We start from the raw sequence: 24467 nt of genomic DNA, 5'->3' as shown, positions 1-24467 counted from the left end.
GTTCTGGTCGCCGCCGTCAAGCCGAGCTGTGAAAGTGCGCCCCCTGTCAAAGCCCGCCCGGCGCCCTATTTCGAATTTACTGGCAATTGACCTGGTGATTCTGCTATGGTTGCCCAAATTAGAGCTTTCACACGGTTCCGGGGACACCCTCCGGGACCTGTTTCTTTTTGTGGCCGCCCGTGGCGGCCATGAGACTGAGGGTTAAGGAAAATGGTTGATAAGGTCCCGATGACTCCGTCCGGTTTCGCCAAGCTGCAGGAAGAACTGCGCTGGCGCCAGCAGGAGGAACGTCCTCGCATCATCGAGGCCATTTCGGAAGCGCGCGCGCATGGCGACCTTTCGGAAAATGCCGAATACCACGCGGCCAAAGAAGCGCAGAGCCACAACGAAGGCCGCGTGACGGAACTGGAAGACCTGACGGCGCGCGCCGAAGTGATCGACCTCAGCAAGATGTCCGGTTCCAAGATCAAGTTCGGCGCCACGGTCAAGCTGGTGGATGAAGACACCGACGAGGAAAAGATCTACCAGATCGTCGGCGACCAGGAAGCCGACGTGAAGGAAGGCCGCATTTCAATTTCCTCGCCGATTGCTCGCGCCATGATCGGCAAGGAAGCTGGCGACAGCATCGAAGTGGTGGCACCCGGCGGCTCCAAGGCCTACGAGATCATCGCCGTCAACTGGGGCTGAAACCGTCAAGCAGGCGTCGATCGTGCCCCCTTCCCTGCATCAGGTCGAGGTGATTGCCCCGCACTTCAAACGAAGGCTGTCGGGCGTCACCTCCACCATCATCCAGCTCGTTCCGGTTCAGAACCGTCTCGGCCAGAAGGTCATCACCTTCGGGCCGGGCTTGCCGTCCTTCCTGCCGTCCATGTCGGCAGGCGACCTCCTGCGCCTGTGGGCACCGCCTGAGGGCGGCCGTTACCGGGTCTGGCATGCGCGGCGCAATATCGAGATGCTGCCCGGCATTCTGCTGCGCGATGTCTGCCGCATGCGGCTGAAGCTCGTCTTCACCTCCGCCTCGCAGCGCAAGCATTCCGCCTGGACGAAATGGCTGATTTCGCGGATGGACAAGGTGATTTCGGTATGCCGGAAAACCGCCTCCTATCTCGAGCGGGAGAGCACCGTCATCCTGCACGGCATCGATCTTCAGCGGTTTTCCCCGGCGCCTGACAAGGCTGCCGCCAAGGGGCAGCTCGGGCTAGATCCGCAAAAGCACCATGTCGGCTGTTTCGGCCGCGTGCGCCACCAGAAGGGCACGGATCTCTTTGTCGATGCGATGATCCGGCTCCTGCCGAACCATCCGCAATGGACCGCCGTGGTGGCCGGGCGCGCGACGCCGAAATACGTCCCCTTCGAGGACGAGCTGAAAGCGCGCGTCAACGCCGCCGGCCTTGCCGATCGCATCCTCTTTGTCGGCGAGCATACCAATATCAACGAGTGGTATCGCGGGCTGGACCTGTTCATCGCGCCGCAGCGCTGGGAAGGGTTCGGGCTCACCCCGCTTGAAGCCATGGCAAGCGGCATACCGGTGGTGGCCGCCGATGTCGGCGCCTTTGCCGAACTGATCGTCGATGGAGAAACCGGGCGCATGGTGGAACGCGGGGAACTTGCCAGTTTTGCCGGCGGGATAGAACCCTACCTTGCCTCCCCGTCCCTCTGCATCGCACACGGCACCGCCGCCCATGCCCACGTCACCGAACACTTTTCCGTCGAACGCGAGGCAAAGGCCATCGGCGCCGTGTACCGGGCGCTGCTGGATGCTCGATAAGGCCGTTTTCCCATGACAATCTACGTCATCAACCTTGATCGCGCCTTAGACCGCATGGCCCGCATGCAGGCGCTGCTGACGGAGCGTGGCCTTGCCTTCGAACGCATCGAAGCGGTCGATGGCAAGACGCTTTCGCCGGAAACGCTTCAGACATGGTCGCCGAGCCACGCGGACGGGAGCCTGGTTTTGTCGGTGGGCGAGGTTGGCTGCCTGCTAAGCCACAGGCAGGTCTGGCAAAAGGTCGTTGAGAAAGGCGAACCCGGCGTCGTACTGGAGGATGATCTGCATGTTGCTCCTGCCTCATCCGCACTTTTACGTTCTTTGGATTGGCTTCCCGCGGACGCAGACCTTGTGAAGCTTGAGACGACGGGAAAGACAATTGTCGTCTCACGTGCCAAGCAGCCGGTTGCATCTGCCTTCTGTCTCATGCGGCTCGTCGGGGCGCACCTGGGTACGGGCGCCTACATCGTGACACCCAAGGCTGCCAAAATGCTGCTTGCCGCAGTGAGCAGTTCAAATCAGGCCATTGACCATCTGATGTTCGATCCAGCCTCGCCGCTGTTTTCGCGACTGGCGACTTACCAGATCAGCCCGGCCCTTTGTATTCAGGACCAGTTTCTGAAGACAGGGCGCGAAGGACTTGACGGCGACATTGTCCGATCCTGGGCGATCCGGAAGCCAAGACTGAAGCCGGTTCAGAAGCTCAAGCGTGAATTGCTGCGTCTGGTCGCCCAGGCAGGGGTCGCTATTGCAGGCTCCCGGCTGAACCCGTTGAGCACGGTTCGCAATGTCAGGATCGCCTTTTCACCCACACAACCGTGATTGCCCTGAAGGCGTTTGACGCCGCTTAAACCTCCACCAGCCCCAGCTTCTTCACCTGCCGGATGGTGAGCATGGTGCGCACGGTGTCGACATGCTCGTTGGCGGCCAGCACTTCGATGACGAAATCCTGGAAATTGGTGAGGTTTTCGGCCGTACAGCGCAAGAGGAAGTCGCTGTCGCCGGACACCATCCAGGCTTCGCGCACGATGGTCCAGCCCTGCGCGAGCGCGGCAAAGGCCTTCAGGTTGCTTTCCGACTGGTGCTTCAGCCCGACAAGGCAGAAGGCGACGAGATCGTAGCCGAGGCGCGGACCGTTGAGGATCGCCGCATAGCCTTCGATGATGCCCGCCTCTTCCAGCTTGCGTACGCGCCGCAGGCAGGGCGGCGCCGAAATGCCGACGCGCTCGGCAAGCTCGACATTGGTCATGCGACCGTCGCGCTGCAACTCGCGAAGGATTTTGATATCGATGGCATCAAGTTCGGCTTTAAGCACGGAGAACCCCTTGTTTCGGGTTGGTTTTAGCCCAAGACCCGGCGAACGCAAGGATCTGGCGCAAGATTATGTCGCAAGCGCGCATGAATAGTGTGCGTAAATGCCCGCTTGCGCCTCCTCCCGCCCTGCTGCCCTTGAATTGAGGCAGGGAACGTTCATAAATGGGAGCCAAAGGCGAATGGCCCGGGAACCCCCGCAGGGGTTGCGTTCCGCCGTTTGCCGACAGCGACCTCGAAAGGAAAACGTCCATGTCTGCCCGTCACACGCAGGTTCTCATCATCGGCTCCGGGCCTGCCGGCTATACGGCAGCCATTTATGCGGCACGCGCCATGCTGAAGCCGGTGCTGATTGCCGGCATGGAGCAGGGCGGCCAGCTGATGATCACCACGGACGTGGAAAACTATCCGGGCTTTGCCGATCCGATCCAGGGCCCGTTCCTGATGGAGCAGATGCTGAAGCAGGCGCAGCATGTCGGCACCGAGATCGTCAACGATCTCGTGACCGAGGTGGACTTGTCCACCCGTCCCTTCGTGGTCAGAACCGATTCCGGCCAGGTGTGGACCGCCGATACGCTGATCATTGCAACCGGCGCCAAGGCGAAATGGCTCGGCATCGACAGCGAACAGCATTTCCAGGGGTTTGGCGTCTCGGCCTGCGCCACCTGCGATGGCTTCTTCTATCGCAACCGTGATGTGATCGTGGTCGGCGGCGGCAATTCGGCCGTCGAAGAGGCGCTCTACCTGTCGAATATTGCAAAGTCAGTGACCGTCGTGCATCGCCGCGACAGTTTCCGTTCGGAAAAGATCCTGCGTGAGCGCCTCATGCAGCGCCCGAATGTCGAGGTGCTGTGGAACACGGAAGTGGCGGAAATCACCGGCGAGGCTGCAAAGCCGCCGATGCCGCCATCGGTCACCGGCGTGAAGCTGCGCAACACGCTGACCGGCGCCATCACCGAACGGCCGATCCACGGCGTCTTCGTGGCCATCGGCCATGCGCCGGCAACGGAGCTGTTCAAGGGCAAGGTCAGGCTGAAGGACAACGGCTATATGTGGACCGCGCCGGATTCGACCGCCACCGACGTTCCGGGCGTCTTTGCCGCCGGTGACGTCACGGACGACACTTTCCGGCAGGCGATCACGGCCGCCGGCATGGGCTGCATGGCAGCGCTTGAAGCCGAGCGTTATCTTGCCGGCATCCTGCCGCTTGCCGAAGCGGCGGAATAATCATGGTGGTGCCTCTCGACTGGGACAAATTGCGCATTTTTCACGCGGCAGCGGAAGCCGGATCGTTCACCCATGCCGCCGACAAGCTGCATCTGTCGCAGTCGGCGATCAGCCGTCAGGTGAGCGCCCTCGAACAGGACGTGGGGGTAAAGCTGTTTCACCGCCACGCCCGCGGCCTGATTCTCACCGAACAGGGCGAACTTCTCTACCGGACCGCCCATGACGTGCTGCTGAAGCTCGAAACGGTGAAAATGCAGCTGACGGAGACGACGGAGAAGCCGAGCGGCAAGCTGCGCGTCACCACCACGGTCGGCCTCGGCCAGGGCTGGCTCACCGACAAGGTGCAGGAATTCCTGCAGCTTTATCCGGAAATGGCCATCCAGCTCATCCTCGACAACGAGGAGCTGGACGTCAACATGCGCCATGCCGACTGCGCGATCCGCCTGCGCCAGCCGCAGCAATCCGACCTCATCCAGCGCAAGCTGTTCACCGTGCATATGCATGTCTACGCAGCCCCCTCCTACATCAACCGGTTCGGGGAGCCGCAGACGATCGAGGACCTCGACGAACACCGGATCATCACCTTCGGTGAGCCGGCGCCGAATTACCTGCTCGATGTGAACTGGCTGGAATATGCCGGGCGCAATTCCGACAATCCGCGCCTGCCGCACCTGCAGATCAACAGCCAGACCTCGATCAAACGCGCCTGCCTGCTCGGAATCGGCATTGCGGTGCTCCCAGATTACATCGTCGGGCGCGACCCGGGACTGATTCAGCTGGCGATCAACGCCGATATCCCCTCGTTCGACACCTATTTCTGCTATCCGGACGAGATGAAGAACGCCGCGAAGCTCAAGGTTTTTCGTGATTTCATCGTCGCAAAAGCGCGAAACTGGAACTTCTGACGAGGACGCGGGCAAACAGAGTCCGTTGCAACCGAATGACAAAAGCCATTTTCTTCAAGGATTTGCAGGCAGTTCCTACAATTGACGGCAGCTCGAAGCCGCACCTGTGCGAGGAGCGCATGGCTGTCCTGCACAAAAATGGATTGTTCACTGCACAATAAAGCACCATATCGCACACAGCTGATGCACATGGTGGCTTTTCCTCCCAGTTCCACCGCAGCAGCTGTTCCCCTCTGGAGGTTATTTGACCTTCACACTTTAAAGGGCCCTGGAGAAATCCGGTGGCCCTCTTTTTTTAACTGCGCATTGCCCATGTCAGCGGAAATATCCGCCGGAAACACGGCACGGCACTTGCCTGCACCATTCCTCCTCCCCATATTGATGTCAGCTGGCGCCCCTTGGTGACATCCCCTCGTTGCCCGCGCCGGCTGTTCCCCTCTGGAGGTTTTTTCAACCTTCACACCTTTGGGCCTCGGAGCAATCCGGAGGCCCATTTTTTTGGCCGAACCACCTTTAAATCGGGAATGAACGATCCATATATCGTTCATGGACGATATAAGAGATCAGGCCATGGACCGCAGCGAAATCCTCAAAGCCCTGTCGCATCCGGCGCGCGTCGAATTTCTCGAATGGATGCGCGAGCCCGAAACACATTTTTCATCGCAGGCACACCCGCTCGACATGGGCATCTGCGCCAACCAGTTCGAAAAGCGCTGCGGCCTGTCGCAGTCCACCGTATCCGCCCATCTGGCAACGCTTGAAAAGGCAGGTCTCGTCAAGATCACCAAGGTCGGCCAGTGGACCTTCTATCAACGCGACGAAGACATGATCCGTGCCTTCGTCGCGCATCTTGGCGCTACGCTCTGAGCCGTAGCGCTTCCCTCCTCCGCACAGTCAAAAAAGGAACGTTCATGTCGTCATTGTTTGATACCGTCACCTTCGGGGACCTCACCCTCAACAACCGCATCGTCATGGCGCCGCTTACGCGCAACCGCTCGCCGAAGGCCATCCCGAACGATCTCAACGTCGTCTATTACGAGCAGCGCGCCACGGCGGGCCTCATCGTCTCCGAAGGCACGGCCGTCACCCAGCAGGGTCAGGGCTATGCCGATGTGCCCGGTCTTTATCTTCCCGAAGCGCTGGAAGGCTGGAAGAAGGTCACCGATGGCGTGCATTCGCGCGGCGGCAAGATCGTAGCCCAGCTCTGGCATGTCGGCCGCGTCTCGCATGTTTCGCTGCAGCCGGGCGGCGGCGCCCCCGTTGCACCGTCTGCCATCACCGCTAAGTCGAAGACCTATATCCTGAACGAAGATGGCAGCGGCGGTTTTGCCGAAACCTCTGCCCCGCGTGCGCTCGAACTCTCCGAACTGCCGGGCATCGCGGCTGATTTTGCCCGGGCTGCCCGTGCTGCCGTCGATGCCGGTTTCGACGGCGTGGAAATTCACGGCGCCAATGGCTACCTGCTCGACCAGTTCCTGAAGGACGGCGCCAATAAGCGCACGGACGGCTATGGCGGCTCGATCGAAAACCGCCTGCGCCTGACGCTTGAGGTGGTCGATGCCGTGGCTGCGGCCATTGGCGCCGGCAGGACCGGCATTCGCCTGTCCCCGACCACGCCCGCCAATGACGTGAGCGACAGCAACCCGCAGGCCCTGTTCAACGCGCTGGTCGCGGAACTTGCCACACGTAACCTCGCCTTCATCCATGTGATCGAAGGGGCAACCGGCGGTGCGCGCGACCATCAATACGACGGCAGCCGCTTCGACTACGCCGCCTTCAAGGCAGCCTATGTCAATGCCGGCGGCAAGGGCGCCTGGATGCTCAACAACGGCTACTCGGCCGAGACGGCAGCCGAGGCCGTCGAAAGCGGCAAGGCCGACCTGATCTCCTTCGGCAAGCCGTTCATCGCCAATCCGGACCTGGTTCGCCGCATCAAGGACGGCGCTGCCTGGAACGACATCAACCCGCAGACCCTCTATGGCGGCGGCGCGGAAGGCTATACCGACTACCCGACGCTGGAAGCAGCCGAGTAATCCGATTTCCAACGAGGCCCGCACAGCTGCGGGCCTCGTCTTTTTGGAGCGCATGAGCACGTTGGCGACCTATGGCCTGGAGGACAGGGGCAAGGCGTTCTTCGTCAGCCTGTCGCCACGAGGACCGAGCGCCGGTTCGGTCGGCGGCTCCAGGCATTTCAGCGAAACCAGCGTTTCGCGAATGGCCGTGTCGAGCGGCGTCTGTGGCTCGAACCCCAGGAACGCGCGCAGCTTGCCGTTCGACATGCGGATCGGCTCTCTCCAGAGGTATCGCATTTCCCACAGCTCCCGGAAAAGCGGCACGACGGGGGGCGCCAACCCGACAAGCCACCAGGGGAACCGATGCTGGCGCAGCTTGCGTTTGGTGACGCGCGCAATGGCGCCGATCATCCGTTCGCCATCCTCGTCCCAGACGCCCTCCATATGAAAGACAGCGAAGGTCGGCAGCCGACTGGCCTGCCCCAGGAGCCGCACCATGGTTTCGGCCACGTCCGGCAGATAGGCCCACTGGTGGCCAATGCCGCGCGCCGCCGGTCGCATGACACGGGTGACCGGCCGGCCGGGCCGGACCAAACCTTGCGAAAACCAGCTGTTTGCCGCACCCGGCCCGAAAAAATCTCCCGCCCGCACGATCAGCACCGGCACGCCGTCCTGCACTGCAAAGCGCAACCGCCGCTCAAGCTCGACGCGGATCGCCCCCTTGGCGGTCAACGGGTTCTGCGGGCTGTCCTCCTCAAGGATTGGAAAGGCGTCCGGGCCGAAATTGTAGACCGTGCCGGGCAGAAGAATGCGCGCACCGCAGGCTCTCGCAGCAGAAATGGTATTGTCGATCATCGGCAGAACCAGCTTGCCCCAGTCGCGGTAGCCGGGGGGATTGACCGCATGCACGATAAGCTGCGCCCCTTCAGAGGCGTTCAGCACGTCGGAACCGTTCATGGCATCGCCCGTCACCCATTCGAACGACGGTTCGCTCGCGGCAACGGCGAGCGCCCTGCGATGCAGAGCGCGGACATGCCATCCTTCCGCGACCAGACGGCGGCCAACGGTTCCGCCAACGCCTCCGGTGGCGCCAAGGATAAGAGCGATGGGTTTCGTGGCAGGAGTGGTGGAGGCATTGTCTGCGGCGTGGGGGACGGTCATCGGAAACTCCTTCTGTCTGACGGACTGGAGTATCCCGCGTTCTGCAGTTATAGGAAATTCTCGGAAATCTTATGGTGTCTATTCAAAAATGAATGAGCCAGACTGGAATCTCTACCGAACGCTTTTGGCTGTTTTAGAAACCGGCTCCCTCTCGGCGGCAGCAAGGACGCTCGGGCTGACGCAGCCGACTGTCGGGCGCCATATCGATGAGCTGGAGCAGGCGCTGGGGCATGCGCTGTTCACGCGCTCGCAGCAGGGTCTGCTGCCGACCGATGCGGCTGAGGCCTTGCGGCCCTATACGGAAAACCTCGCCACCACGGCTGCGGCCCTGTTGCGCGAGGCATCGAGCGCCATCGGCGCTGTGGAAGGCGTCGTGCGCATCAGCGCCAGTGATGTCATCGGTGTCGAGGTCCTGCCCCCGATCCTGTCAAAATTGCAGGCGGCCCATCCGCGGCTCGACGTGGAGCTGTCCCTGTCCGATACGCTGCATGATCTTTTGCGGCGCGAGGCAGACATTGCCGTGCGCATGACGAGGCCCCGGCAGGATGCCCTGGTGGCGCGCCATATCGGAACGATTGAACTTGGGCTTCACGCCGCCCGAAGCTATCTGGACCGGAAGGGCAGTCCGGCGGACCTGCAGGCCTTGACGCTGCACCACATGGTCGGTTTCGACCGGGAAACGGCCTTCATCCGGGCAAGCATCGAAAGCATCCGGCAACAGGCTCCGGATTTCCCGGACAATCTTCATTGGACCTATCGCACCGACAGCAATCTTGCCCAACTTTCGGCGATCCGGGCCGGAGCCGGCATCGGCATATGCCAGGTCAAGCTGGCGCAACGCGATCCGAACATGGTGCGGTTGCTGCCGGAGTTCTCCCTGTCGCTTGATACCTGGGTCGCCATGCACGAGAATCTGCGGCAATCCCCCCGCTGCAGGGCGACATTCGATGCGCTCTGCGACGGATTGATCGATTATGTGCGAAGCGCCTGACGGGCGTCAGGGCGCCTGATTTGCCTGCGGCTCGGTGTCTTCCACTTCGGCCTCCGGCCGGTCGCCGCCGTCGCTATATTCGACGTGCCATATGCCGGCTGCATCCTGCCAGCTGATTTCTTCTGCATCGCCACCCACCTGCTGCTCGGCCGCAACGATCCGTGCTGCCTGCAGCGCGTCGGCATGGCTGGCAAATGTTTCGGAATAGACGTCGCCCAGCCGGTAGGCCCAGCCGCCATCATGTTGAACGACCTTGTATACGACCTTCGTCATGGCTTTCCTCCTGATGTGTTCTTTTGACGATAACCAAACACCAAATGTCCGGGGGCTTGCGGGGTTCCCACAAAAACGTCTGAAGGCGCCCCTCCTGGCTGCGGATCTGCTTGAAGCCTGCAGCCACTGCCATAGATTGCTCCCGAGCAGCCGGGAGCACAAGCACGCGTATGACATCACTGATAAGGCAGGAAAAATTCCTTCTGGTCGCGCTTGTGGTGGCAATCGCTGCCTATCTTGGCGAACATGCGGTGCTGGAGGCGGGAAAGATCGGGTCACTGGTTGCCGCGGCAGCCCTGATCGGCGTCATCGTGCTGGTGTCCACCCGCGTCGCGCACCATGCGGAAATCCTTGCCCACAAGGTGGGCGATCCCTATGGCACGATGATCCTGACGCTGTCTGCCGTCGCCGTCGAGGTCATCATCCTCGCAATCCTGATGAACAGCAGCGCCTCGCCGACGCTGGTGCGCGACACGATCTATTCTGCCGTGATGATCGACATCAACGGCATTCTGGGGCTTGCGGCCCTGCTCGGTGGTCTGCGGCACGGCGAGCAGCCCTATAACGACAATTCCGGCAAGACCTACGGCGTGATGATCCTGACGGCCATGGGCATCTCGATGATCGTGCCGGAATTCGTGCCATCGGATCGCTGGCACTATTATTCCGCCTTCACCATCTGCGCGATGATTGCGCTCTACGGGCTGTTCCTGCGCATGCAGGTGGGGCCGCACAGCTATTTCTTCAGCTACAGCTATCCGCGCGCCAAACCCGCAGCCGGTGCCGCCCAGGCCGGCGCGCAGGAACAGGAAGGCGAAGGCTCCACTGCCTTGTCCATCGTGACCATTCTGATCGGTGTCGTCCTTATCGGGGCGCTCGCGGAGTTCATGTCGGCCTTCATCAATACCGGCCTTGAGGGTAGCGGCGCACCGCCGGCCCTGATGGCCGTGATCGTCGCCTCCATTTCGGCAGCACCGGAGATCCTGACGGCGCTTCGGGCCGCCCTTCGCAACCGCATGCAGGCGGTGGTGAATATCGCCATGGGCGCCTCGCTCTCCACCGTCATTCTCACCGTGCCGGTGATGGAGGCAATTGCGCTCTATACGGGCCAACCCTTCATCATGGCCATGACACCGGTTCAAACCGTGATGGTGACGATCACGCTGATTGCCGCGGCCATCAACCTCAATGACGGGGAAACGAACGCCATCGAGGGCATGACCCATTTCGTGCTGTTCGCCACCTTCCTGATGCTCACCATTCTCGGGCTTTAAAGTTTCATATCAATCACTTGCCCGCACCACCGGACTCAACCCGGCAAGCACTTGATTCAACCTGCAAAGCGGGACTTCACCGGGTGATAAAGCAAACTTGAACGCGGCGCGTGCGGTCTTCATCACAGGCTACCCTACATGGTCTCCAGGCCCGCCGCGTCCGAACGACCGCCGGCGCGCGCTTGAAACACCGAGACTTGGGACACCGAAACTTGGGAAACTGGGAGAAGACGATGAATTCCTTGAAGCTTCTGATCGCCGGAACAATCCTTGCCGGCACGGCCGCCCTCACCGCCCATGCGCAGGAAAAGCCGGCCGAGACGAGTCCGCCCAACGCGCCGAACCAGCAGCCGCAGTTTGAAAACCAGACGCGCGCCCCGCAACCCGCTGCCCCGGTCAACATCAAGACCGAGGTGGTGGCAAAGGGCCTGCCGCATCTCTGGGCGATGGAATTTCTCCCCGACGGGCGCATGCTGGTAACGGCCAAAGCCGGCGCCATGCATATCGTCCGCGACGGCAAGGCCGGCCCTGCAATTAGCGGCGTGCCAAAAGTCCTGTCCGGCGGCCAGGGCGGCCTGCTCGATGTGGCACTTGCGCCCGACTATGCCACCTCCGGCCGGATCTTCTTCTCGTTTTCCGAGGAGCGCGAGGACGGCAACGGCACCTCGGTTGCCTCCGCGCGCCTTGTGCCGAACGATCAGGGCGGTGGGCAACTGCAGGACGTCTCCGTGATCTTCCGCCAGATGCCAAGCTATGACGGCAACAAGCACTTTGGCTCCCGCCTCGCCTTCGGGCCGGCCGGCGAACTCTATGTCACCGTCGGCGAGCGCTCCGACACTGAACCGCGCGTGCAGGCGCAGGATCTGAACAGCGGTCTCGGCAAGGTGTTCCGCATCACGCAGGACGGCAAGCCCCTGCCGGACAATCCTTTCGTGGGCCAGGAGAATGCGCTTCCCGAAATCTGGTCGCTCGGACACCGCAACGTGCAATCCGCCACCGTGGATGGAGAGGGCCGCTTCTGGCTGGTTGAACACGGGCCGAAGGGCGGCGACGAGTTGAACCGACCGGAAGCGGGCAAGAATTACGGCTGGCCGGAGGTGACCTACGGCGTCGAATACAGCGGCGCCCCCGTCGGCAAGGGCCTCACGCAGATGGCTGAGACGGAGCAGCCGGTCTATTACTGGGACCCTGTCATTGCCCCCTCCGGCATGGCCTTTTACGACGCAAACGCCATTCCGGAATGGAAAGGCGCCTTTCTCGTCGGCGGGCTGGTGAGCCAGGGTGTCGTCATTCTTCACATGGAAAACGACAAGGTAAGCCACGAGGAGCGCGTGCCGCTCAATGCCCGCATCCGCGACGTCAAAGTCGGCCCCGACGGCGCCGTCTATGCCGTGACCGAACAGCGCGGCGGCGGCCAATCGACCATCATCAAGCTGACCAAGGCGTAAAAACTCAACCCTCGGCGTTTCGGCAATGGCTCAGAGCCGGAACGCCAGCGGATGCCCCACAAGCGCGCGGTCGATGGTGACGAGTTGCAGCCCTTCGACCTGGCATTGCGCCAAGAGAAGCCGATCAAAGGGATCGCGGGTGGGCGGTTCGGGATGGGCGGCGGTCAGAACGCGTTCGACCTCTATACCCATAAGGATAAAACCCGCCGCTTCGAGATAGGCCGGAATTTCGTTGATGGGCAAAGAGGGCACCAGTTTTCCAATCCGTGTCTTGATGGCCATTTCCCAAAGACTGGCGGTACTGACGAAAACCTCTCCGACACTGCTGGCAACCCTTGCGTAAAACCGAGGGAATTTCTCGGCCATCACGCCGTCCGCTGCCGCCAGCACAAAATGTGTGTCGAGCAGCAATCTTGCCATCAGGGCAGCGGTCTAAGCAGAAAATCTTCCGGCAGGGGATCGTCGAAGTCGTCCGAGATGAAGCCCTTCGTGCGAACGATGCCTTTGGACCGCAGATAGGCCTGCCCTGCCTCCCAATCAATCCCGCCCTTCTTCTGCGCAGCCCCTTCCCGTGGCACCAGATCGAACACCGGCTTACCGTCGCGCGTCACGGTCACGGTCTCGCCCCTCTCGACATCCTGGGCGAGTTCGTCAAAACGATCCTGAGCTTCACGAATGCTGACGGTTTTCATGGGCAAAAGATACGCCCGGACCGGGATAGCGTCAACGATCCCCCCATAACGACAAAAGGGCCTGCCATCACTGGCAAGCCCTCCATTGAAAGTCGTGAAAAGCCGCGCTTACTTGCAGTTATTGCAGAAGCGCTGGATGCGGCGGCAGGCTTCTTCCAGCAGGTCTTCCGAGGTCGCGTAGGAGATGCGGAAGTTGGGGCCAAGGCCGAAGGCCGAGCCGTGGACGACGGCAACACCTTCGGTTTCCAGAAGCTCGGTGACGAAATCCTCGTCCGTCTCGATGACCTTGCCCGAGGGGGCGGTCTTGCCGATCAGACCCTTGCAGGACGGATAGACATAGAAGGCGCCTTCCGGGTTCGGGCAGGAAATGCCCTTGGCCTGGTTGAGCATGGAGACGACGAGATCGCGGCGGCCTTCGAAGATCGCCTTGTTCTTGGCAACGAAATCCTGCGGGCCGTTCAGCGCTTCGACAGCGGCCCACTGGGCAATCGACGAGGCACCCGATGTCTGCTGGCCCTGGATCATGTCCATTGCCTTGATCAGCTCGAGCGGGCCTGCCGCATAGCCGATACGCCAGCCGGTCATCGCATAGGCTTTCGACACGCCGTTCATGGTCAGCGTGCGGTCATAGAGCGTCGGCTCCACTTCCACCGGCGTCACGAACTTGAAATCGCCGAAGGTCAGGTGCTCGTACATGTCGTCGGTGAGAACCCAGACATGCGGATACTTGACGAGCACGTCGGTCAGCGCCTTCAGCTCGTCATAGCTATAGGCGGCACCCGACGGGTTGGACGGCGAGTTGAAGATGAACCACTTGGTCTTGTCTGTGATCGCCTTTTCGAGATCTGCCGGCTGCAGCTTGAAATTGTTCTCCTGCGTGGCAGACACGATGACCGGCGTGCCACCGCACAACGCCACCATTTCCGGATAGGACACCCAGTAAGGCGCCGGAATGATCACTTCATCCCCGGCGTTCAGCGTTGCCATGAAGGCGTTGAACAGGATCTGCTTGCCGCCGGTGCCGACAATGGTCTGGGCGGCCGTGTAATCGAGATTGTTCTCGCGCTTGAACTTCTTGGCGATCGCCTCGCGCAGCTGCGGAATGCCCGAAACCGGCGTGTACTTCGTTTCGCCGCGGTTGATCGCCTCGATAGCCGCCTGCTTGACATTGTCCGGCGTGTCGAAATCCGGTTCGCCGGCACCGAGCCCGATCACGTCGCGGCCCTTGGCTTTCAGTTCGCGGGCTTTCTGCGAAACGGCAATGGTGGCGGACGGCTTTACGCGGGAAAGTGCATCGGCAAGAAAGGCCATGATGAGAATGTCCTGAAGCTGTTGAAAACGGCAGGCCGGCTCGGCTTTGCCGTCAGGTTCTATGTCGAAGAAAGCCGCCTGTTTCAAGGCCGAAAAGCCGGCACTTGCGTCTTTCTTGCAACGGTTGCCACACGGCGAATTTACCTGTCATTTCAATGCCCGCCGGGGCAGCATGCGGCAACCATCCGCACGTCCGGCGTAACGCCTTGTTTTCGCCACAGTAATTGCCGGTGACTGCCGCAATCCTGTCGTTGTGGCGTCGCTTTCGCCGGGTCTTCTCACACCATCGACGATGCCGTGAGAGGACCACCCATGTTTCTGGACGACGAAGAGGCAACCGCCCGCATCCGGACACGCCGCCTGAGCGGCAGTTTGTGGGTTGCCGGGACGGCACTTGCGGCCTGCATCCTGATGATGCTGGCGCTGGTCGGCACCGCGCGTGCGCAGGACATCTCCTCCCTGTCGCAGGTCGTCACGCCGCAACTTCTCCTGCAAAGCGATGCTGCCGGCGATCAGCGGCTCATTTTCGGCGCCTTGACCCTGGTCTTCTGCGTCGCCGCCGCCGGCCTCTGGCGGTTGAGCTTTCGTGGCCTCTCCACGAACCGCAGCGGCAAGAGCGATGGCCGTCGTATCCACCATTCCTAAGAACCGTCTGACGCCCCCTTACGAAAGCATTTTCGTCCACAAGCTTGAGCCTGCCCGAACCACCTGATAGGCAGCCGCTGCGGTCAAGGCCGCGCGGCTCATCTTTCACGGATCTCGACATGACGCGATTGCAGGCGAACCTTGTGCTTCTTCTTGCGGCCGCCATCTGGGGCGGCGGGTTCGTCGCGCAATCCACCGCCATGGCGACGATCGGGCCCTTCTGGTTCGTCGGTCTGCGGTTTGCCATCGCAGCCCTTGCTGTTCTGCCCTTTGCCGTGCTCGAGGCCCGCCGGATCGGCAGTCGACCGGAACGCCGGCATATGGGCGGCTTCCTCCTCGTCGGTCTGGCTCTGTTCGGCGGCGCCATCACCCAGCAGATCGGCCTGCAGACCACCACCGTCACCAATTCGAGCTTTTTGACCGGGCTCTACGTCGTCTTCGTGCCGGTCATCTCGATCGTCATCTTCCAGCGCTTTCCGCACTGGATCGTCTGGCCGGTGGCGCTGCTGGCGCTCATCGGCATTTTCCTGCTGAGTGGCGGCAATATCCAGGCCGTGTCCACCGGCGATCTCTGGAGCATTGCCTGCGCTGTCTTCTGGGGGCTGCAGATCGTGCTCGCCGGCCACTTCGTCAGCCGCTCCGAACGGCCACTGGCACTGTCTGCCACGCAGTTTGCCGTCTGCGCTGTCGTATCGCTGATGATCGGGATTGCCGTGGAACCTGTCTCCCTGGATGCTGTCGGGGGCGCGCTTGCCGAAATTCTCTATGTCGGCCTGATTTCCTCGGGGCTTGCCTTCGTGCTGCAGGTCATTGGCCAGCGCCACACGACGGCGCCGCAGGCCGCCATTTTCCTGTCGTCGGAAGCTCTGTTCGGCGCGTTTTTCGGTGCCCTGCTGCTCGATGAAACCTTGCCGCCGCTTGGCTATCTCGGCTGCGGATTGATCTTTGCGGCCATGCTGATCGTCGAACTCGTGCCCGAACTCCTCAACCGGCGCCGGAACGCCCGCCTTCAATCGACGCGCAGCTGAGAATTTGAGAGCCTGCGCTTGCGGCCGGAAAACCGCGAGACGATTGAAGTTGCGGGCCTTTTTCCCTCCGAAGCAACGGATGACCCACATTTTATACAAGTCCGAAACAGACGTTTGGCATCACCCCTCGGTGCCAGAAAACTTTTTCTTGCCAATTTGTGTCAAACGCAGCAATCTGTGTCGGTTCGGGCAGTTTGCGAGCATGGGAAGAGCTATAATGAAGCGTTTCGGAAGCGCCAAAACTTCCGGGCGGGGGATTGGGCAAGGATCATGACGATCTTTTCTTTGTTTCCCGCGGTAAATACGGGCCCCTTTCCGCCATTTCGAAATGCCTGCCGCCTGCCCTTCATGGGCAAATATCGTGATGCTGTCCGCCGCTGAACACGGACAGAGGAAAAAGGACCTGATGCATGGCCGAAACTGGCACTGTAAAATTCTTCAATACGGACAAGGGCTTCGGCTTTATCAAGCCAGACAATGGTGGAGCAGATATCTTCGTCCATATCTCTGCGGTACAGGCTTCCGGCCTGTCCGGACTTTCGGAAAATCAGAAAGTAAGCTTCGACACGGAACCGGATCGTCGCGGCAAAGGCCCCAAGGCAGTCAATCTGCAGATTGCCGGCTAAGCCTCGTTACGGTTTTTTACTTCGAGTTGAAGCCCGGCAGGAATGCCGGGTTTTTTTGTCTTGCATCTGCACTTGCGATGTTCGTCTGCGGTGCCGCAGAGGCGGTAACGCTGGACTTTTGACGCTGGCTTACAACACCCCGGTCTGGCCGAACGGCATCCGTGGCTCGACGCCGAGTGCGGAGGGACCTACAGGCCCTGGAGGAAGGGGTTGCTGCGGCGTTCGTCGCCGACGCGGCTTCCGGGCCCATGACCGCAGATGAAGCCCATCTCGTCGCCAAGCGGCAGAACCTTGTCGCGGATGCTGTCGAGCAGTTGCTGGTGATTGCCGCCCGGCAGGTCGGTGCGGCCGATCGAGCCGTTGAACAGAACGTCACCCATGATGGTGAAATTCATGTCGCGGTTGACGAAGATCACATGACCCGGCGCATGGCCCGGGCAGTGCAGCACATCGAAGCGATGATCGCCGAGCGCCACGACGTCGCCTTCGTTCAGAAACTGGTCGGGCACCAGCTTGCGTGCCGGAACCGTGTAACCAAAGGCAGCCCCGCGCGTATCGAGCACCTCCAGCAGCGGCTTGTCGTCGGCATGGGGACCGATAACGGAGGCACCGGTCTTCTCGCGCAACTCGTCGGCACCGCCGGCGTGATCGATATGACCGTGGGTGATCCAGATTTCGGTGATCGTCACGCCCTGCTGCGCGGCAACCTCGATGATCCGGTCGACATCGCCGCCCGGATCGACCACGACACCCTGCTTTGTGTCGGCATCAAAGAGAAGCGTGCAATTCTGCTGGAAGGGAGTAACCGGAATGATACCGGCTTGAAGCATGCCCATGAAGCCTCGTCAGGTTGGTGATGAAAGATAGATCACTATACCCGCCCTGCCTGCCGCAGACAGCCGACAAAATCAATCCGAGACGGAATAACGGCTTTCGGCACTGACGGAGGGTGCAAGGCAGGCACTGGCGACCAGCAGGCTTGCAACGGCAAATTTCAGCGCGAAAACGGTGACGAGAACCGGGCGCAGCGGATGCGAGAGGGAGATCGGGCTCTTGCTCGGCATTGTCCCATCGATGGTGGATAAGCTCATGTTATACTTCCTGTTTCCCTGCGGCTCGGAACGGGGATCGGCGATAAAGGTTCCGTGTGGCCGCAGCTGATTTTGTCTTTCTGCAGCACTTGCGTCTTCTTTGTGGCCGACAAAGCGCAGCGGGCCAGCCCTGCACAATGTTTGCGTGGGATGATGCGCGTTGAGCACACATATTGATGTTGATTGTTGAGCCGCTTCGGGCTTTATCAAATCAGCATGAAACACGTCGCGGTCGGCGGGCGGTGCGGTTGGGCCAAGAGGCTGCACCTCCCCTGCCCGCCAAACCGCCACTCGAAGAGGAACGCCTGGTGCCACCGGTCTCGTCTGGGAAAGCCCTGAAAAAGGTCCAGCCGCCGATGCCTGCTGTCGATGAAAGCAAGATCGACTTCGAAACCATCGAGCTGTTTTTCTTTGCCTATCGCGACTTCATTTCCGATCCAGACGCGATCCTAGAAAAGATCGGCATGGGGCGCGCCCATCACCGGGTCGTCTATTTCGTCTGCCGGCAGCCGGGGATGATGGTAACGGATCTGCTCGATACGCTGCAAATTACCAAGCAGAGCCTGGCGCGCGTGCTGAAGCAGCTGATCGACAGCGGCTATATCCGCCAGATGGCCGGCGCCAAGGATCGCCGGCAGCGCCGGCTCTATCCCACGCTTGCCGGGCGGGAACTGGCGCTTGCCCTGTCGGAGCCGCAATCGAGCCGCATATCGGCAGCGCTCGGCGACCTGACAGCGGAGCAGCGCGAGGGCGTCATCCGGTTCCTGCGCCTGATGCGCGGCCGCGCCGAAGGGCTCAAACCTGTCGAAAACGAGGTGGATTGAAGATGGGGAACAACCCTGTAGCGTTGCTCGACGATGCGGCCCACCTTTTGGTGGTGGATGACGACACCCGCATCCGCGACCTCCTGCACCGTTATCTGCGGGAGCAGGGCTTTCGCGTGACCGGCGCAAGCGATGCGGCCGAAGCGCGGCGCAAGCTGGAGGGGCTGGATTTCGATCTCATCATCCTCGACGTGATGATGCCGGGCGAAACCGGCATTTCGCTCACCCAGTCGCTGCGGGAAAAGCGGGCGATCCCGATCATTCTGCTGACGGCACGCGCCGAAGCCGAATCGCGCATCGAGGGGCTGCAGGCCGGCGCCGACGACTATCTGCCAAAACCGTTCGATCCGCGCGAACTCGTGCTGCGCATCAACAATATCCTGCGCCGCAACAGCAATCCGGATGCGCCGAAGATCGATCAGGTGATGTTCGGCCCCTTCACCTTTTCGATTGCCAAGAAGGAGCTGCGGCGGGCGGCCGAAACCATTCGCCTCACCGACCGTGAGCAGGACATCATGCTGATGTTTGCGCTGAAGGCCGGTGACACCATTCCACGCCACGAACTGATCGGCGACGATGCCGAAGTCGGCGAGCGTACCATCGACGTGCAGATCAACCGGCTTCGCCGCAAGATCGAGGACGATCCGGCAAACCCCATCTACCTTCAAACCGTGCGCGGCATCGGGTACCGTCTGAGCATCGATTGAGGTCGCAGCCTTTTTCAAGGGCTGCCCGCAACCGGCGGCGGCAGCGCTGCCCGAGAGAGACAGCATGGCGATTTTCGACAGGATCGGGCGCGATATCGGCAGGGTGAAGCCGCCGGGCTGGATCCCGCTCGGCCGCTGGCTGAAACGGCGCATGCCGAGCGGGCTTTACCTGCGCTCGGTGCTCATCGTCATCATCCCCATGCTTCTCCTGCAGACCGTGGTGGCCGCCGTCTTCATGGAGCGCCACTGGCGGCTGGTGACGGAGCGCCTGTCGCAGGCCGTCACGCGCGACATTGCCGCCATCATCGAGGTGATCCGCACTTATCCGCAGCCCGAGGACGATTACCAGCAGATCATTCGCATCGCCCGCGACACGCTGTCGCTCAACATTTCCGTCGAACCGGGCGGGCAATTGCCGCCGCCGCGGCCAAAGCCCTTCTTCTCGATCCTCGACGATATCCTCGCCGACCAGATCAACCAGCAGATCCGGCTGCCCTTCTGGATCGATACGGTGGGCGACAGCAGGCTTGTGGAGATCCGCATCCAGCTGGGCGACAAGGTCTTGCGCGTCTTTACCATCCGCAACCAGACCTATGCCTCGAACACCCATATCTTCCTCGTCTGGATGTTCGGCACCGCGCTGCTCCTGATCGGCATATCGATCCTCTTCCTGCGCGGCCAGATCCGCCCGATCCTGGCGCTTGCCGATGCGGCGGAAAGTTTCGGCAAGGGCCAGAAGATGCCGACACCCTTCGTGCCGCGCGGCGCCGACGAAATCCGCCGGGCCGGCATTGCCTTCATCCAGATGCGGGAACGCATCGAGCGGCAGATGGAGCAGCGCACCGCCATGCTGACCGGCATCAGCCACGACCTGCGCACCATCCTCACCCGCTTCAAGCTGCAGCTGGCGCTTGCCGGCGACAATCCGGATCTCGCCGGCATGGGAACCGACATCGACGACATGCAGAGCATGCTGGAAGGCTATCTCGCCTTTGCCCGCAATGAAGCGGCCGAGGATTTCGGCCAGTTGAAGCTCAGCGAACTCCTGGAAAAGATGCGCGCCGATTTCGAGCTGCACGGCAAGAGCATGACCTACCGGGTCGAGGGCGAGGATCTCCTGTCGGTCCGCCCCGGCGCCTTCATGCGCCTCGTCGGCAACCTCGCCTCCAATGCCCGCCGCTACGCCGACAGCCTGCATGTGGAGGCGCGCCACAATGCCAAATGGCTGACGCTCACCTTCGACGACGACGGCCCCGGCATTCCGGAACAATCCCGTGAAGACGTGTTCAAGCCCTTCTACCGGCTGGACGAGGCGCGCAATCTCGATGCCTCCGGCACCGGCTTGGGCCTTGCCATTGCCCGCGACATCGCGCGTGCCCATGGCGGAAACGTGACGCTGGGCGACAGCCCGTCAGGGGGATTGCGTGCGGTGGTGCGCGTGCCGGCATAATCCGTGAGCAGATCCGGCCGGCGCTTACAAGGCGCCGACGCCGCCTCACATCATCTTCATGCCGTTCGGCACCGGCCGCTCGACGGCGGTAAGCACGATATCGCCGTTCTCATCGGCAAAGCCGAGCGTCAGAACCTCCGAGCGCACAGGCCCGATCTGGCGGGGCGGAAAGTTGACGACGCCGAGAACCTGACGCCCGATCAGCGTCTCGGGTGTATAATGCACGGTGATCTGCGCCGACGAACGCTTGACGCCGATCTCGGGGCCGAAATCGATCTTCAGCTTGTAGGCGGGCTTTCGCGCCTCGGGGAATTCGTCCGCCTCGACAATGGTGCCGACGCGGATATCGACCTTTTCGAAATCGGCAAAGGTGATCTCGCCCGCCATCGTCATCTCCCCGGAAAAATCAGCGACCCAGTTCTTCGGCGCGGGCGCGCGCAGCTTCAAGCGCCGTGTCGAACAGCGGCTGCATGCCATCCTCCGCCATCAGCACGGCAAGCGCTGCCGCCGTCGTGCCGCCCGGCGAGGTGACGTTCTGGCGAAGCCGTGCGGCCGTGTCGGAAGAGCGGTTCAGCAATTCGCCGGCACCGGATACGGTTTCGCGCGCAAGCCGCATGGCCAAGTCTTCGGGCAGACCGAGCTTGCGGCCGGCCTCCGCCATGCATTCCACCAGATAGAACACATAGGCCGGGCCGCTGCCGGAAACGGCGGTCACCGCATCAATATCGCTTTCACGCGCCACCCATTCCACCGGACCGCTGACCTTCAGAAGGTCATGGACGGCGGTGCGCTGCGCGTCGGACACCTTGTCATTGCCATAGGCGCCGGTCACCCCACGGCCGATCATGGCCGGCGTGTTGGGCATGGCACGCACCATGGCACCATCGCCGAGATAGCCTTGCAGGAAGGCGAGCGTCTTGCCGGCGGCGACCGAGACGACCACCGTCTCCGGCCCGACCAGCGCGGAAAGCTTAGGCAGAACCGCCTCCATCACCTGCGGCTTGACGGCAAGAAACAGGATGCCGGCCTTTACATCGGCAGGTGCGGCCGTCTCATGGCGGGCACCGGCGGCCTCGATCTGCGCCTTCATGGCCTCCGACGGACCCGGATCGATGACGAGCACGGACGCGCCCGGCACGCCGTTCTTCAGCCAGCCCGACAGCATGGCGCCGCCCATGTTGCCCGCACCGACCAGGACCACCCGGGACGACGAGACGTCAGAGACAGCAGCAGACATCAGCATTCACCCACGGTTTCGAACAGCACCGCATCCATGGCGGCCTTGGCTTCCATGCCGGACCAGACGACGAACTGGAAGGCCTGGTAATAGGTTTCGCAGGCTTCGAGCGCGCTCGACAGCAGCACTTCGACCTGCTGGTTGTTGGGTTCGGCACCGCCGGCCAGAAGCAGCGACTGGCGGAAGATCACCACGTCCTCCTGGCGCCAAAGATCGAAATGCCCCATCAGCACCTGACCATTGACGTGCGACAGCAGCCGGATGACCTCATTGGTGCGCTGGTCGGACACTTTCAGATCGAAGGCGCAGGCCAGATGCAGGGCTTCGAACTCCTCCATCCAGGAGAAGGACACGTGGTAGTCGGTCCAGTGGCCGGCCACCGTCATGGCAATCTCGTCCTCCCCCGATCGCTCGAACGTCCAGTCATTGGAGGCTGCGACGAACTCGATCATGTCAACCGGGTTCGAATGACGTTCAATCTGCATCTCTAAGAGGCTCATACGGCACCTTCTCAACCGGAATGAAAGCGACATGCATGCTTTTCTCAAAACACGACGGATGAACGCGGACACGAACCCGGAAAACCAACTTCATCGATGTTCTTGGCGCCTGCCGCACCGGCCGGCTCATCGTCGTGAGCCTGCGGATCGTGCGGTCGTCGTTTCGAATCATCATTTAAAATCAGTGTATAGGCAGCGAGTCCCAGCACCAGCCCCCGCACCCCGTTTTTGCGGGGACGACTCACACGGACGCTTCGTTCGCGGCATCAGCCTGTGCGGTTAAGCGACTCTGCCGGCAGAGTTTTTCGGCTGTGTCCACAGGCTGTAAAAATCTCGGGACAAACTTTTTAGGAAAGCCGTCAAGCCCAAAAAGAAAACGCGGCGCCTCGTTTGCGAAGCACCGCGTGGTATTGCCGTAGACGAGAGCATGTCCGAACTAAAAGTGCGTTCGCGGCTTTGCGTCCGGACTGCGTAGAAACAATGGAGAGAATAACGTCTGATCCGGTTTTACCGGACATTCTCTCGCACCAACATCAGCTGTTGCTTGCGGAAAGCTTTGCTTCCAGCGCATCGAGACGCGCCTTCAACGCATCGTTTTCATCCCGCGCCTTGATCGCCATTTCGCGCACCACGTCGAATTCCTCACGGCGCACGAGATCCATGCTGTTGAGGAACCGTTCGGCCTGGGCCTGGAAAGCGGTTTCCACTTCGCGCCGCACGCCTTGGGCCGCGCCTGCGGCATCGGTCATCAGCCGCGCGAATTCATCCATCATGCGGTTCGTTCCGGTCGACATTGCCTTGATCTCCCGTTGATGCGCCGCAGCGCGGCGACCTGTCTCTTAACTCCTGACGAGGTAGGATGTGGCATGCCTCCTTGCAAGGAGATTCGCGCCCGTCGCCGCAATTCGTCCCACTTCGCCGACGAAGACATGAGGGCCATCACCTTGTGCCGGGCCGCGACGGGATCATCGAAGCCTTTTGGCAGCGATAGCCCGAGTTCAATCTAGTATAGTGGTTTTGTTGTGTTTTTCGAGCATATGGTTCAGTCAGAAAACCAGATAGGCCTTGACCGGCTGAAGGCGGAAAGTCATGTTCCCGCTCGATACGGCACATCGGCCGAGGGACGTTAAACTTGTATTCAGCATCATCTTTCCTCGCCATCATGCCATTTCCGAACATCGATCCGATTGCTTTTTCCATCGGTCCGCTGTCGGTTCACTGGTATGGACTGGCTTATGTCGCCGGCATCTTTCTCGGCTGGTACTATGCGCGCGCGCTGGTATCGCGGCCGGATCTGTGGCCTGCGGGCGTCGCGCCGACATCGAAGGAGAAGCTCGACGACTTCCTCGTCTGGGTGGCAGCCGGCATCGTGCTGGGTGGCCGCATCGGCTATATCCTGTTCTACGACCTTCCGGCCGTCGTTGAAAATCCCATCCGCGCGCTTGAAATCTGGAACGGCGGCATGTCCTTCCATGGCGGGCTGATCGGCACGACGATCGCCATGATCCTGTTTGCCCGCCGCAACGGCATTGCCGTCTGGAGCCTGTTCGATCTGGTGGCGACCGTTGCCCCCTTCGGCCTGTTCTTCGGCCGCATCGCCAATTTCATCAATGGCGAGCTGTGGGGCCGGATCAGCGACGTGCCCTGGGCCGTTGTCTTTCCGACCGGCGGTCCGTTTGCCCGCCATCCGAGCCAGCTTTATGAAGCGCTGCTGGAAGGTGTCCTGCTGTTGATCATCCTGCGTTTGATGACGCATGGCCTGAAGGCGCTGCGCAGCCCCGGTGTCGTCTGCGGCGTCTTCGTCTGCGGATATGCGCTGTCGCGCATTTTTGTCGAATTCTTCCGCGAGCCGGATCCGCAGCTCGGCTATCTCGCCTTTGGCTGGCTGACCATGGGCATGGTACTGTCACTCCCCATGCTGCTCGTCGGCGTGGTGTCCATCTGGCGCGGTCGGCGCGCCACCCAAAATCCCTGACGCGAGGACGA

The 24467-nt window shown here is 61.4% G+C and carries 29 protein-coding genes; 17 read left to right on the top strand and 12 right to left on the bottom strand.

Annotated features, from left to right (window positions below):
- Positions 1-210: 210 nt before the first annotated feature.
- From greA to J2858_RS09090, 3 genes are read left to right on the top strand one after another with little or no spacing between them, the layout of a single operon-like run.
- On the top strand, positions 211-687 hold the full coding sequence (greA, locus tag J2858_RS09100) for a transcription elongation factor GreA (protein WP_210104475.1): 477 nt from the start codon (positions 211-213) through the stop codon (positions 685-687).
- 22 nt (positions 688-709) lie between these two features.
- Positions 710-1768: a glycosyltransferase family 4 protein gene (locus tag J2858_RS09095; protein WP_348635464.1), complete on the top strand. Its 1059-nt coding sequence runs from the start codon at positions 710-712 to the stop codon at positions 1766-1768.
- 12 nt (positions 1769-1780) lie between these two features.
- A complete protein-coding gene (locus J2858_RS09090; RefSeq protein ID WP_210104474.1) occupies positions 1781-2590 on the top strand; it encodes a glycosyltransferase family 25 protein in 810 nt (269 codons plus the stop codon).
- A 25-nt stretch (positions 2591-2615) separates the two neighbouring features.
- Here J2858_RS09090 and J2858_RS09085 read toward each other — a convergent pair whose 3' ends face one another.
- A complete protein-coding gene (locus J2858_RS09085; RefSeq protein ID WP_210104473.1) occupies positions 2616-3083 on the bottom strand; it encodes an Lrp/AsnC family transcriptional regulator in 468 nt (155 codons plus the stop codon).
- Between the two features lie 248 nt (positions 3084-3331).
- Here J2858_RS09085 and trxB point away from each other — a divergent pair, with 248 nt between their 5' ends.
- The 4 genes from trxB to J2858_RS09065 all read left to right on the top strand — a co-directional run bounded on the left by trxB (position 3332) and on the right by J2858_RS09065 (position 7244).
- A complete protein-coding gene (gene trxB / locus J2858_RS09080) occupies positions 3332-4306 on the top strand; it encodes a thioredoxin-disulfide reductase (RefSeq protein ID WP_210104472.1) in 975 nt (324 codons plus the stop codon).
- 8 nt (positions 4307-4314) lie between these two features.
- Positions 4315-5211: a LysR family transcriptional regulator VtlR gene (locus J2858_RS09075; protein WP_348635470.1), complete on the top strand. Its 897-nt coding sequence runs from the start codon at positions 4315-4317 to the stop codon at positions 5209-5211.
- A gap of 570 nt (positions 5212-5781) precedes the next feature.
- Positions 5782-6078 (top strand): ArsR/SmtB family transcription factor, encoded by a 297-nt coding sequence (locus tag J2858_RS09070; protein WP_210104470.1) that lies wholly within the window; start codon positions 5782-5784, stop codon positions 6076-6078.
- 44 nt (positions 6079-6122) lie between these two features.
- On the top strand, positions 6123-7244 hold the full coding sequence (locus tag J2858_RS09065; protein WP_210104469.1) for an alkene reductase: 1122 nt from the start codon (positions 6123-6125) through the stop codon (positions 7242-7244).
- A 69-nt stretch (positions 7245-7313) separates the two neighbouring features.
- Here the strand turns inward: J2858_RS09065 and J2858_RS09060 are convergent, their stop codons facing one another.
- On the bottom strand, positions 7314-8384 hold the full coding sequence (locus tag J2858_RS09060; RefSeq protein ID WP_210104468.1) for an NAD-dependent epimerase/dehydratase family protein: 1071 nt from the start codon (positions 8382-8384) through the stop codon (positions 7314-7316).
- 88 nt (positions 8385-8472) lie between these two features.
- Here J2858_RS09060 and J2858_RS09055 point away from each other — a divergent pair, with 88 nt between their 5' ends.
- Complete coding sequence (locus J2858_RS09055) at positions 8473-9375, top strand: LysR family transcriptional regulator (protein WP_210104467.1); 903 nt, start codon at positions 8473-8475, stop codon at positions 9373-9375.
- Positions 9376-9381: 6 nt separating this feature from the next.
- Here the strand turns inward: J2858_RS09055 and J2858_RS09050 are convergent, their stop codons facing one another.
- Positions 9382-9648 carry a DUF2188 domain-containing protein gene (locus J2858_RS09050; protein ID WP_210104466.1) on the bottom strand — a complete coding sequence of 89 codons (267 nt, stop codon included), beginning with the start codon at positions 9646-9648 and terminating at the stop codon, positions 9382-9384.
- Between the two features lie 170 nt (positions 9649-9818).
- Here J2858_RS09050 and J2858_RS09045 point away from each other — a divergent pair, with 170 nt between their 5' ends.
- Both J2858_RS09045 and J2858_RS09040 read left to right on the top strand, forming a co-directional pair.
- A complete protein-coding gene (locus J2858_RS09045; protein ID WP_210104465.1) occupies positions 9819-10922 on the top strand; it encodes a calcium:proton antiporter in 1104 nt (367 codons plus the stop codon).
- A gap of 233 nt (positions 10923-11155) precedes the next feature.
- Positions 11156-12370, top strand: a complete 1215-nt coding sequence (locus J2858_RS09040) for a PQQ-dependent sugar dehydrogenase (protein WP_210104464.1) — start codon at positions 11156-11158, stop codon at positions 12368-12370.
- 30 nt (positions 12371-12400) lie between these two features.
- Here the strand turns inward: J2858_RS09040 and J2858_RS09035 are convergent, their stop codons facing one another.
- The 3 genes from J2858_RS09035 to J2858_RS09025 form a co-directional block, all read right to left on the bottom strand.
- Positions 12401-12790: a type II toxin-antitoxin system VapC family toxin gene (locus J2858_RS09035; RefSeq protein WP_210104463.1), complete on the bottom strand. Its 390-nt coding sequence runs from the start codon at positions 12788-12790 to the stop codon at positions 12401-12403.
- Entirely contained in the window at positions 12790-13062 is a 273-nt protein-coding gene (locus tag J2858_RS09030; protein WP_210104462.1) for a type II toxin-antitoxin system Phd/YefM family antitoxin, read from the bottom strand. Before J2858_RS09030 ends, J2858_RS09035 begins: the two co-directional genes overlap by 1 nt.
- Positions 13063-13170: 108 nt before the next feature.
- Positions 13171-14373: a pyridoxal phosphate-dependent aminotransferase gene (locus tag J2858_RS09025; RefSeq protein ID WP_210104461.1), complete on the bottom strand. Its 1203-nt coding sequence runs from the start codon at positions 14371-14373 to the stop codon at positions 13171-13173.
- 312 nt (positions 14374-14685) lie between these two features.
- Here J2858_RS09025 and J2858_RS09020 point away from each other — a divergent pair, with 312 nt between their 5' ends.
- The 3 genes from J2858_RS09020 to J2858_RS09010 all read left to right on the top strand — a co-directional run bounded on the left by J2858_RS09020 (position 14686) and on the right by J2858_RS09010 (position 16672).
- Complete coding sequence (locus J2858_RS09020; protein ID WP_210104460.1) at positions 14686-15018, top strand: hypothetical protein; 333 nt, start codon at positions 14686-14688, stop codon at positions 15016-15018.
- A 119-nt stretch (positions 15019-15137) separates the two neighbouring features.
- Positions 15138-16046 (top strand): DMT family transporter, encoded by a 909-nt coding sequence (locus J2858_RS09015; RefSeq protein ID WP_210104459.1) that lies wholly within the window; start codon positions 15138-15140, stop codon positions 16044-16046.
- Between the two features lie 410 nt (positions 16047-16456).
- Entirely contained in the window at positions 16457-16672 is a 216-nt protein-coding gene (locus J2858_RS09010) for a cold-shock protein (protein WP_003494703.1), read from the top strand.
- A 188-nt stretch (positions 16673-16860) separates the two neighbouring features.
- Here the strand turns inward: J2858_RS09010 and J2858_RS09005 are convergent, their stop codons facing one another.
- On the bottom strand, positions 16861-17508 hold the full coding sequence (locus tag J2858_RS09005) for an MBL fold metallo-hydrolase (protein WP_210104458.1): 648 nt from the start codon (positions 17506-17508) through the stop codon (positions 16861-16863).
- Positions 17509-17580: 72 nt separating this feature from the next.
- Positions 17581-17763: a hypothetical protein gene (locus J2858_RS09000; protein WP_210104457.1), complete on the bottom strand. Its 183-nt coding sequence runs from the start codon at positions 17761-17763 to the stop codon at positions 17581-17583.
- Positions 17764-18119: 356 nt separating this feature from the next.
- Here J2858_RS09000 and J2858_RS08995 point away from each other — a divergent pair, with 356 nt between their 5' ends.
- From J2858_RS08995 to J2858_RS08985, 3 genes are all read left to right on the top strand, one after another.
- On the top strand, positions 18120-18587 hold the full coding sequence (locus J2858_RS08995) for a MarR family winged helix-turn-helix transcriptional regulator (RefSeq protein ID WP_210104456.1): 468 nt from the start codon (positions 18120-18122) through the stop codon (positions 18585-18587).
- 2 nt (positions 18588-18589) lie between these two features.
- Positions 18590-19294, top strand: a complete 705-nt coding sequence (locus tag J2858_RS08990; protein ID WP_210104455.1) for a response regulator — start codon at positions 18590-18592, stop codon at positions 19292-19294.
- A 64-nt stretch (positions 19295-19358) separates the two neighbouring features.
- The gene (locus tag J2858_RS08985) at positions 19359-20744 is read left to right on the top strand and encodes an ATP-binding protein (protein WP_210104454.1); all 1386 of its coding nucleotides are present in this window, start codon (positions 19359-19361) and stop codon (positions 20742-20744) included.
- Positions 20745-20789: 45 nt separating this feature from the next.
- On the opposite strand, the gene J2858_RS08980 is transcribed toward J2858_RS08985, so the two are convergent.
- The 4 genes from J2858_RS08980 to J2858_RS08965 all read right to left on the bottom strand — a co-directional run bounded on the left by J2858_RS08980 (position 20790) and on the right by J2858_RS08965 (position 23275).
- The gene (locus tag J2858_RS08980; RefSeq protein ID WP_210104453.1) at positions 20790-21131 is read right to left on the bottom strand and encodes a tRNA-binding protein; all 342 of its coding nucleotides are present in this window, start codon (positions 21129-21131) and stop codon (positions 20790-20792) included.
- Positions 21132-21150: 19 nt separating this feature from the next.
- Complete coding sequence (proC, locus tag J2858_RS08975) at positions 21151-21981, bottom strand: pyrroline-5-carboxylate reductase (RefSeq protein WP_210104452.1); 831 nt, start codon at positions 21979-21981, stop codon at positions 21151-21153.
- Complete coding sequence (locus tag J2858_RS08970) at positions 21981-22481, bottom strand: YbjN domain-containing protein (RefSeq protein WP_210104451.1); 501 nt, start codon at positions 22479-22481, stop codon at positions 21981-21983. Before J2858_RS08970 ends, proC begins: the two co-directional genes overlap by 1 nt.
- A 533-nt stretch (positions 22482-23014) precedes the next feature.
- Entirely contained in the window at positions 23015-23275 is a 261-nt protein-coding gene (locus J2858_RS08965; protein ID WP_210104450.1) for an accessory factor UbiK family protein, read from the bottom strand.
- A gap of 338 nt (positions 23276-23613) precedes the next feature.
- Here J2858_RS08965 and lgt point away from each other — a divergent pair, with 338 nt between their 5' ends.
- Entirely contained in the window at positions 23614-24456 is an 843-nt protein-coding gene (lgt, locus tag J2858_RS08960; protein ID WP_210104449.1) for a prolipoprotein diacylglyceryl transferase, read from the top strand.
- The last annotated feature ends 11 nt before the right edge of the window (positions 24457-24467 follow it).

The organism is Neorhizobium galegae, from assembly GCF_017877135.1.
Classification (GTDB): domain Bacteria; phylum Pseudomonadota; class Alphaproteobacteria; order Rhizobiales; family Rhizobiaceae; genus Neorhizobium; species Neorhizobium galegae_A.
Note: the sequence above shows the minus strand (reverse complement) of the source record. Positions and strands in the feature narration are given on the sequence as shown.

Excerpts from the sequence above, each read along its gene's own strand:
- proC (WP_210104452.1), bottom strand. The coding sequence starts at position 21,981 with ATGTCTGCTGCTGTCTCTGACGTCTCGTCGTCCCGGGTGGTCCTGGTC.
- J2858_RS09015 (WP_210104459.1), top strand. The coding sequence starts at position 15,138 with ATGACGCGATTGCAGGCGAACCTTGTGCTTCTTCTTGCGGCCGCCATC.
- greA (WP_210104475.1), top strand. The coding sequence starts at position 211 with ATGGTTGATAAGGTCCCGATGACTCCGTCCGGTTTCGCCAAGCTGCAG.
- J2858_RS08990 (WP_210104455.1), top strand. The coding sequence starts at position 18,590 with ATGGGGAACAACCCTGTAGCGTTGCTCGACGATGCGGCCCACCTTTTG.
- J2858_RS09000 (WP_210104457.1), bottom strand. The coding sequence starts at position 17,763 with ATGAGCTTATCCACCATCGATGGGACAATGCCGAGCAAGAGCCCGATC.
- J2858_RS08995 (WP_210104456.1), top strand. The coding sequence starts at position 18,120 with ATGCCTGCTGTCGATGAAAGCAAGATCGACTTCGAAACCATCGAGCTG.
- J2858_RS09070 (WP_210104470.1), top strand. The coding sequence starts at position 5,782 with ATGGACCGCAGCGAAATCCTCAAAGCCCTGTCGCATCCGGCGCGCGTC.
- J2858_RS09010 (WP_003494703.1), top strand. The coding sequence starts at position 16,457 with ATGGCCGAAACTGGCACTGTAAAATTCTTCAATACGGACAAGGGCTTC.
- J2858_RS09045 (WP_210104465.1), top strand. The coding sequence starts at position 9,819 with ATGACATCACTGATAAGGCAGGAAAAATTCCTTCTGGTCGCGCTTGTG.
- J2858_RS09005 (WP_210104458.1), bottom strand. The coding sequence starts at position 17,508 with ATGGGCATGCTTCAAGCCGGTATCATTCCGGTTACTCCCTTCCAGCAG.
- J2858_RS08980 (WP_210104453.1), bottom strand. The coding sequence starts at position 21,131 with ATGGCGGGCGAGATCACCTTTGCCGATTTCGAAAAGGTCGATATCCGC.
- J2858_RS09065 (WP_210104469.1), top strand. The coding sequence starts at position 6,123 with ATGTCGTCATTGTTTGATACCGTCACCTTCGGGGACCTCACCCTCAAC.
- J2858_RS09025 (WP_210104461.1), bottom strand. The coding sequence starts at position 14,373 with ATGGCCTTTCTTGCCGATGCACTTTCCCGCGTAAAGCCGTCCGCCACC.
- J2858_RS09055 (WP_210104467.1), top strand. The coding sequence starts at position 8,473 with ATGAATGAGCCAGACTGGAATCTCTACCGAACGCTTTTGGCTGTTTTA.
- J2858_RS08985 (WP_210104454.1), top strand. The coding sequence starts at position 19,359 with ATGGCGATTTTCGACAGGATCGGGCGCGATATCGGCAGGGTGAAGCCG.
- J2858_RS09040 (WP_210104464.1), top strand. The coding sequence starts at position 11,156 with ATGAATTCCTTGAAGCTTCTGATCGCCGGAACAATCCTTGCCGGCACG.
- J2858_RS09020 (WP_210104460.1), top strand. The coding sequence starts at position 14,686 with ATGTTTCTGGACGACGAAGAGGCAACCGCCCGCATCCGGACACGCCGC.
- J2858_RS09030 (WP_210104462.1), bottom strand. The coding sequence starts at position 13,062 with ATGAAAACCGTCAGCATTCGTGAAGCTCAGGATCGTTTTGACGAACTC.
- J2858_RS08965 (WP_210104450.1), bottom strand. The coding sequence starts at position 23,275 with ATGTCGACCGGAACGAACCGCATGATGGATGAATTCGCGCGGCTGATG.
- J2858_RS09060 (WP_210104468.1), bottom strand. The coding sequence starts at position 8,384 with ATGACCGTCCCCCACGCCGCAGACAATGCCTCCACCACTCCTGCCACG.
- J2858_RS08970 (WP_210104451.1), bottom strand. The coding sequence starts at position 22,481 with ATGAGCCTCTTAGAGATGCAGATTGAACGTCATTCGAACCCGGTTGAC.
- J2858_RS09035 (WP_210104463.1), bottom strand. The coding sequence starts at position 12,790 with ATGGCAAGATTGCTGCTCGACACACATTTTGTGCTGGCGGCAGCGGAC.
- trxB (WP_210104472.1), top strand. The coding sequence starts at position 3,332 with ATGTCTGCCCGTCACACGCAGGTTCTCATCATCGGCTCCGGGCCTGCC.
- J2858_RS09090 (WP_210104474.1), top strand. The coding sequence starts at position 1,781 with ATGACAATCTACGTCATCAACCTTGATCGCGCCTTAGACCGCATGGCC.
- J2858_RS09050 (WP_210104466.1), bottom strand. The coding sequence starts at position 9,648 with ATGACGAAGGTCGTATACAAGGTCGTTCAACATGATGGCGGCTGGGCC.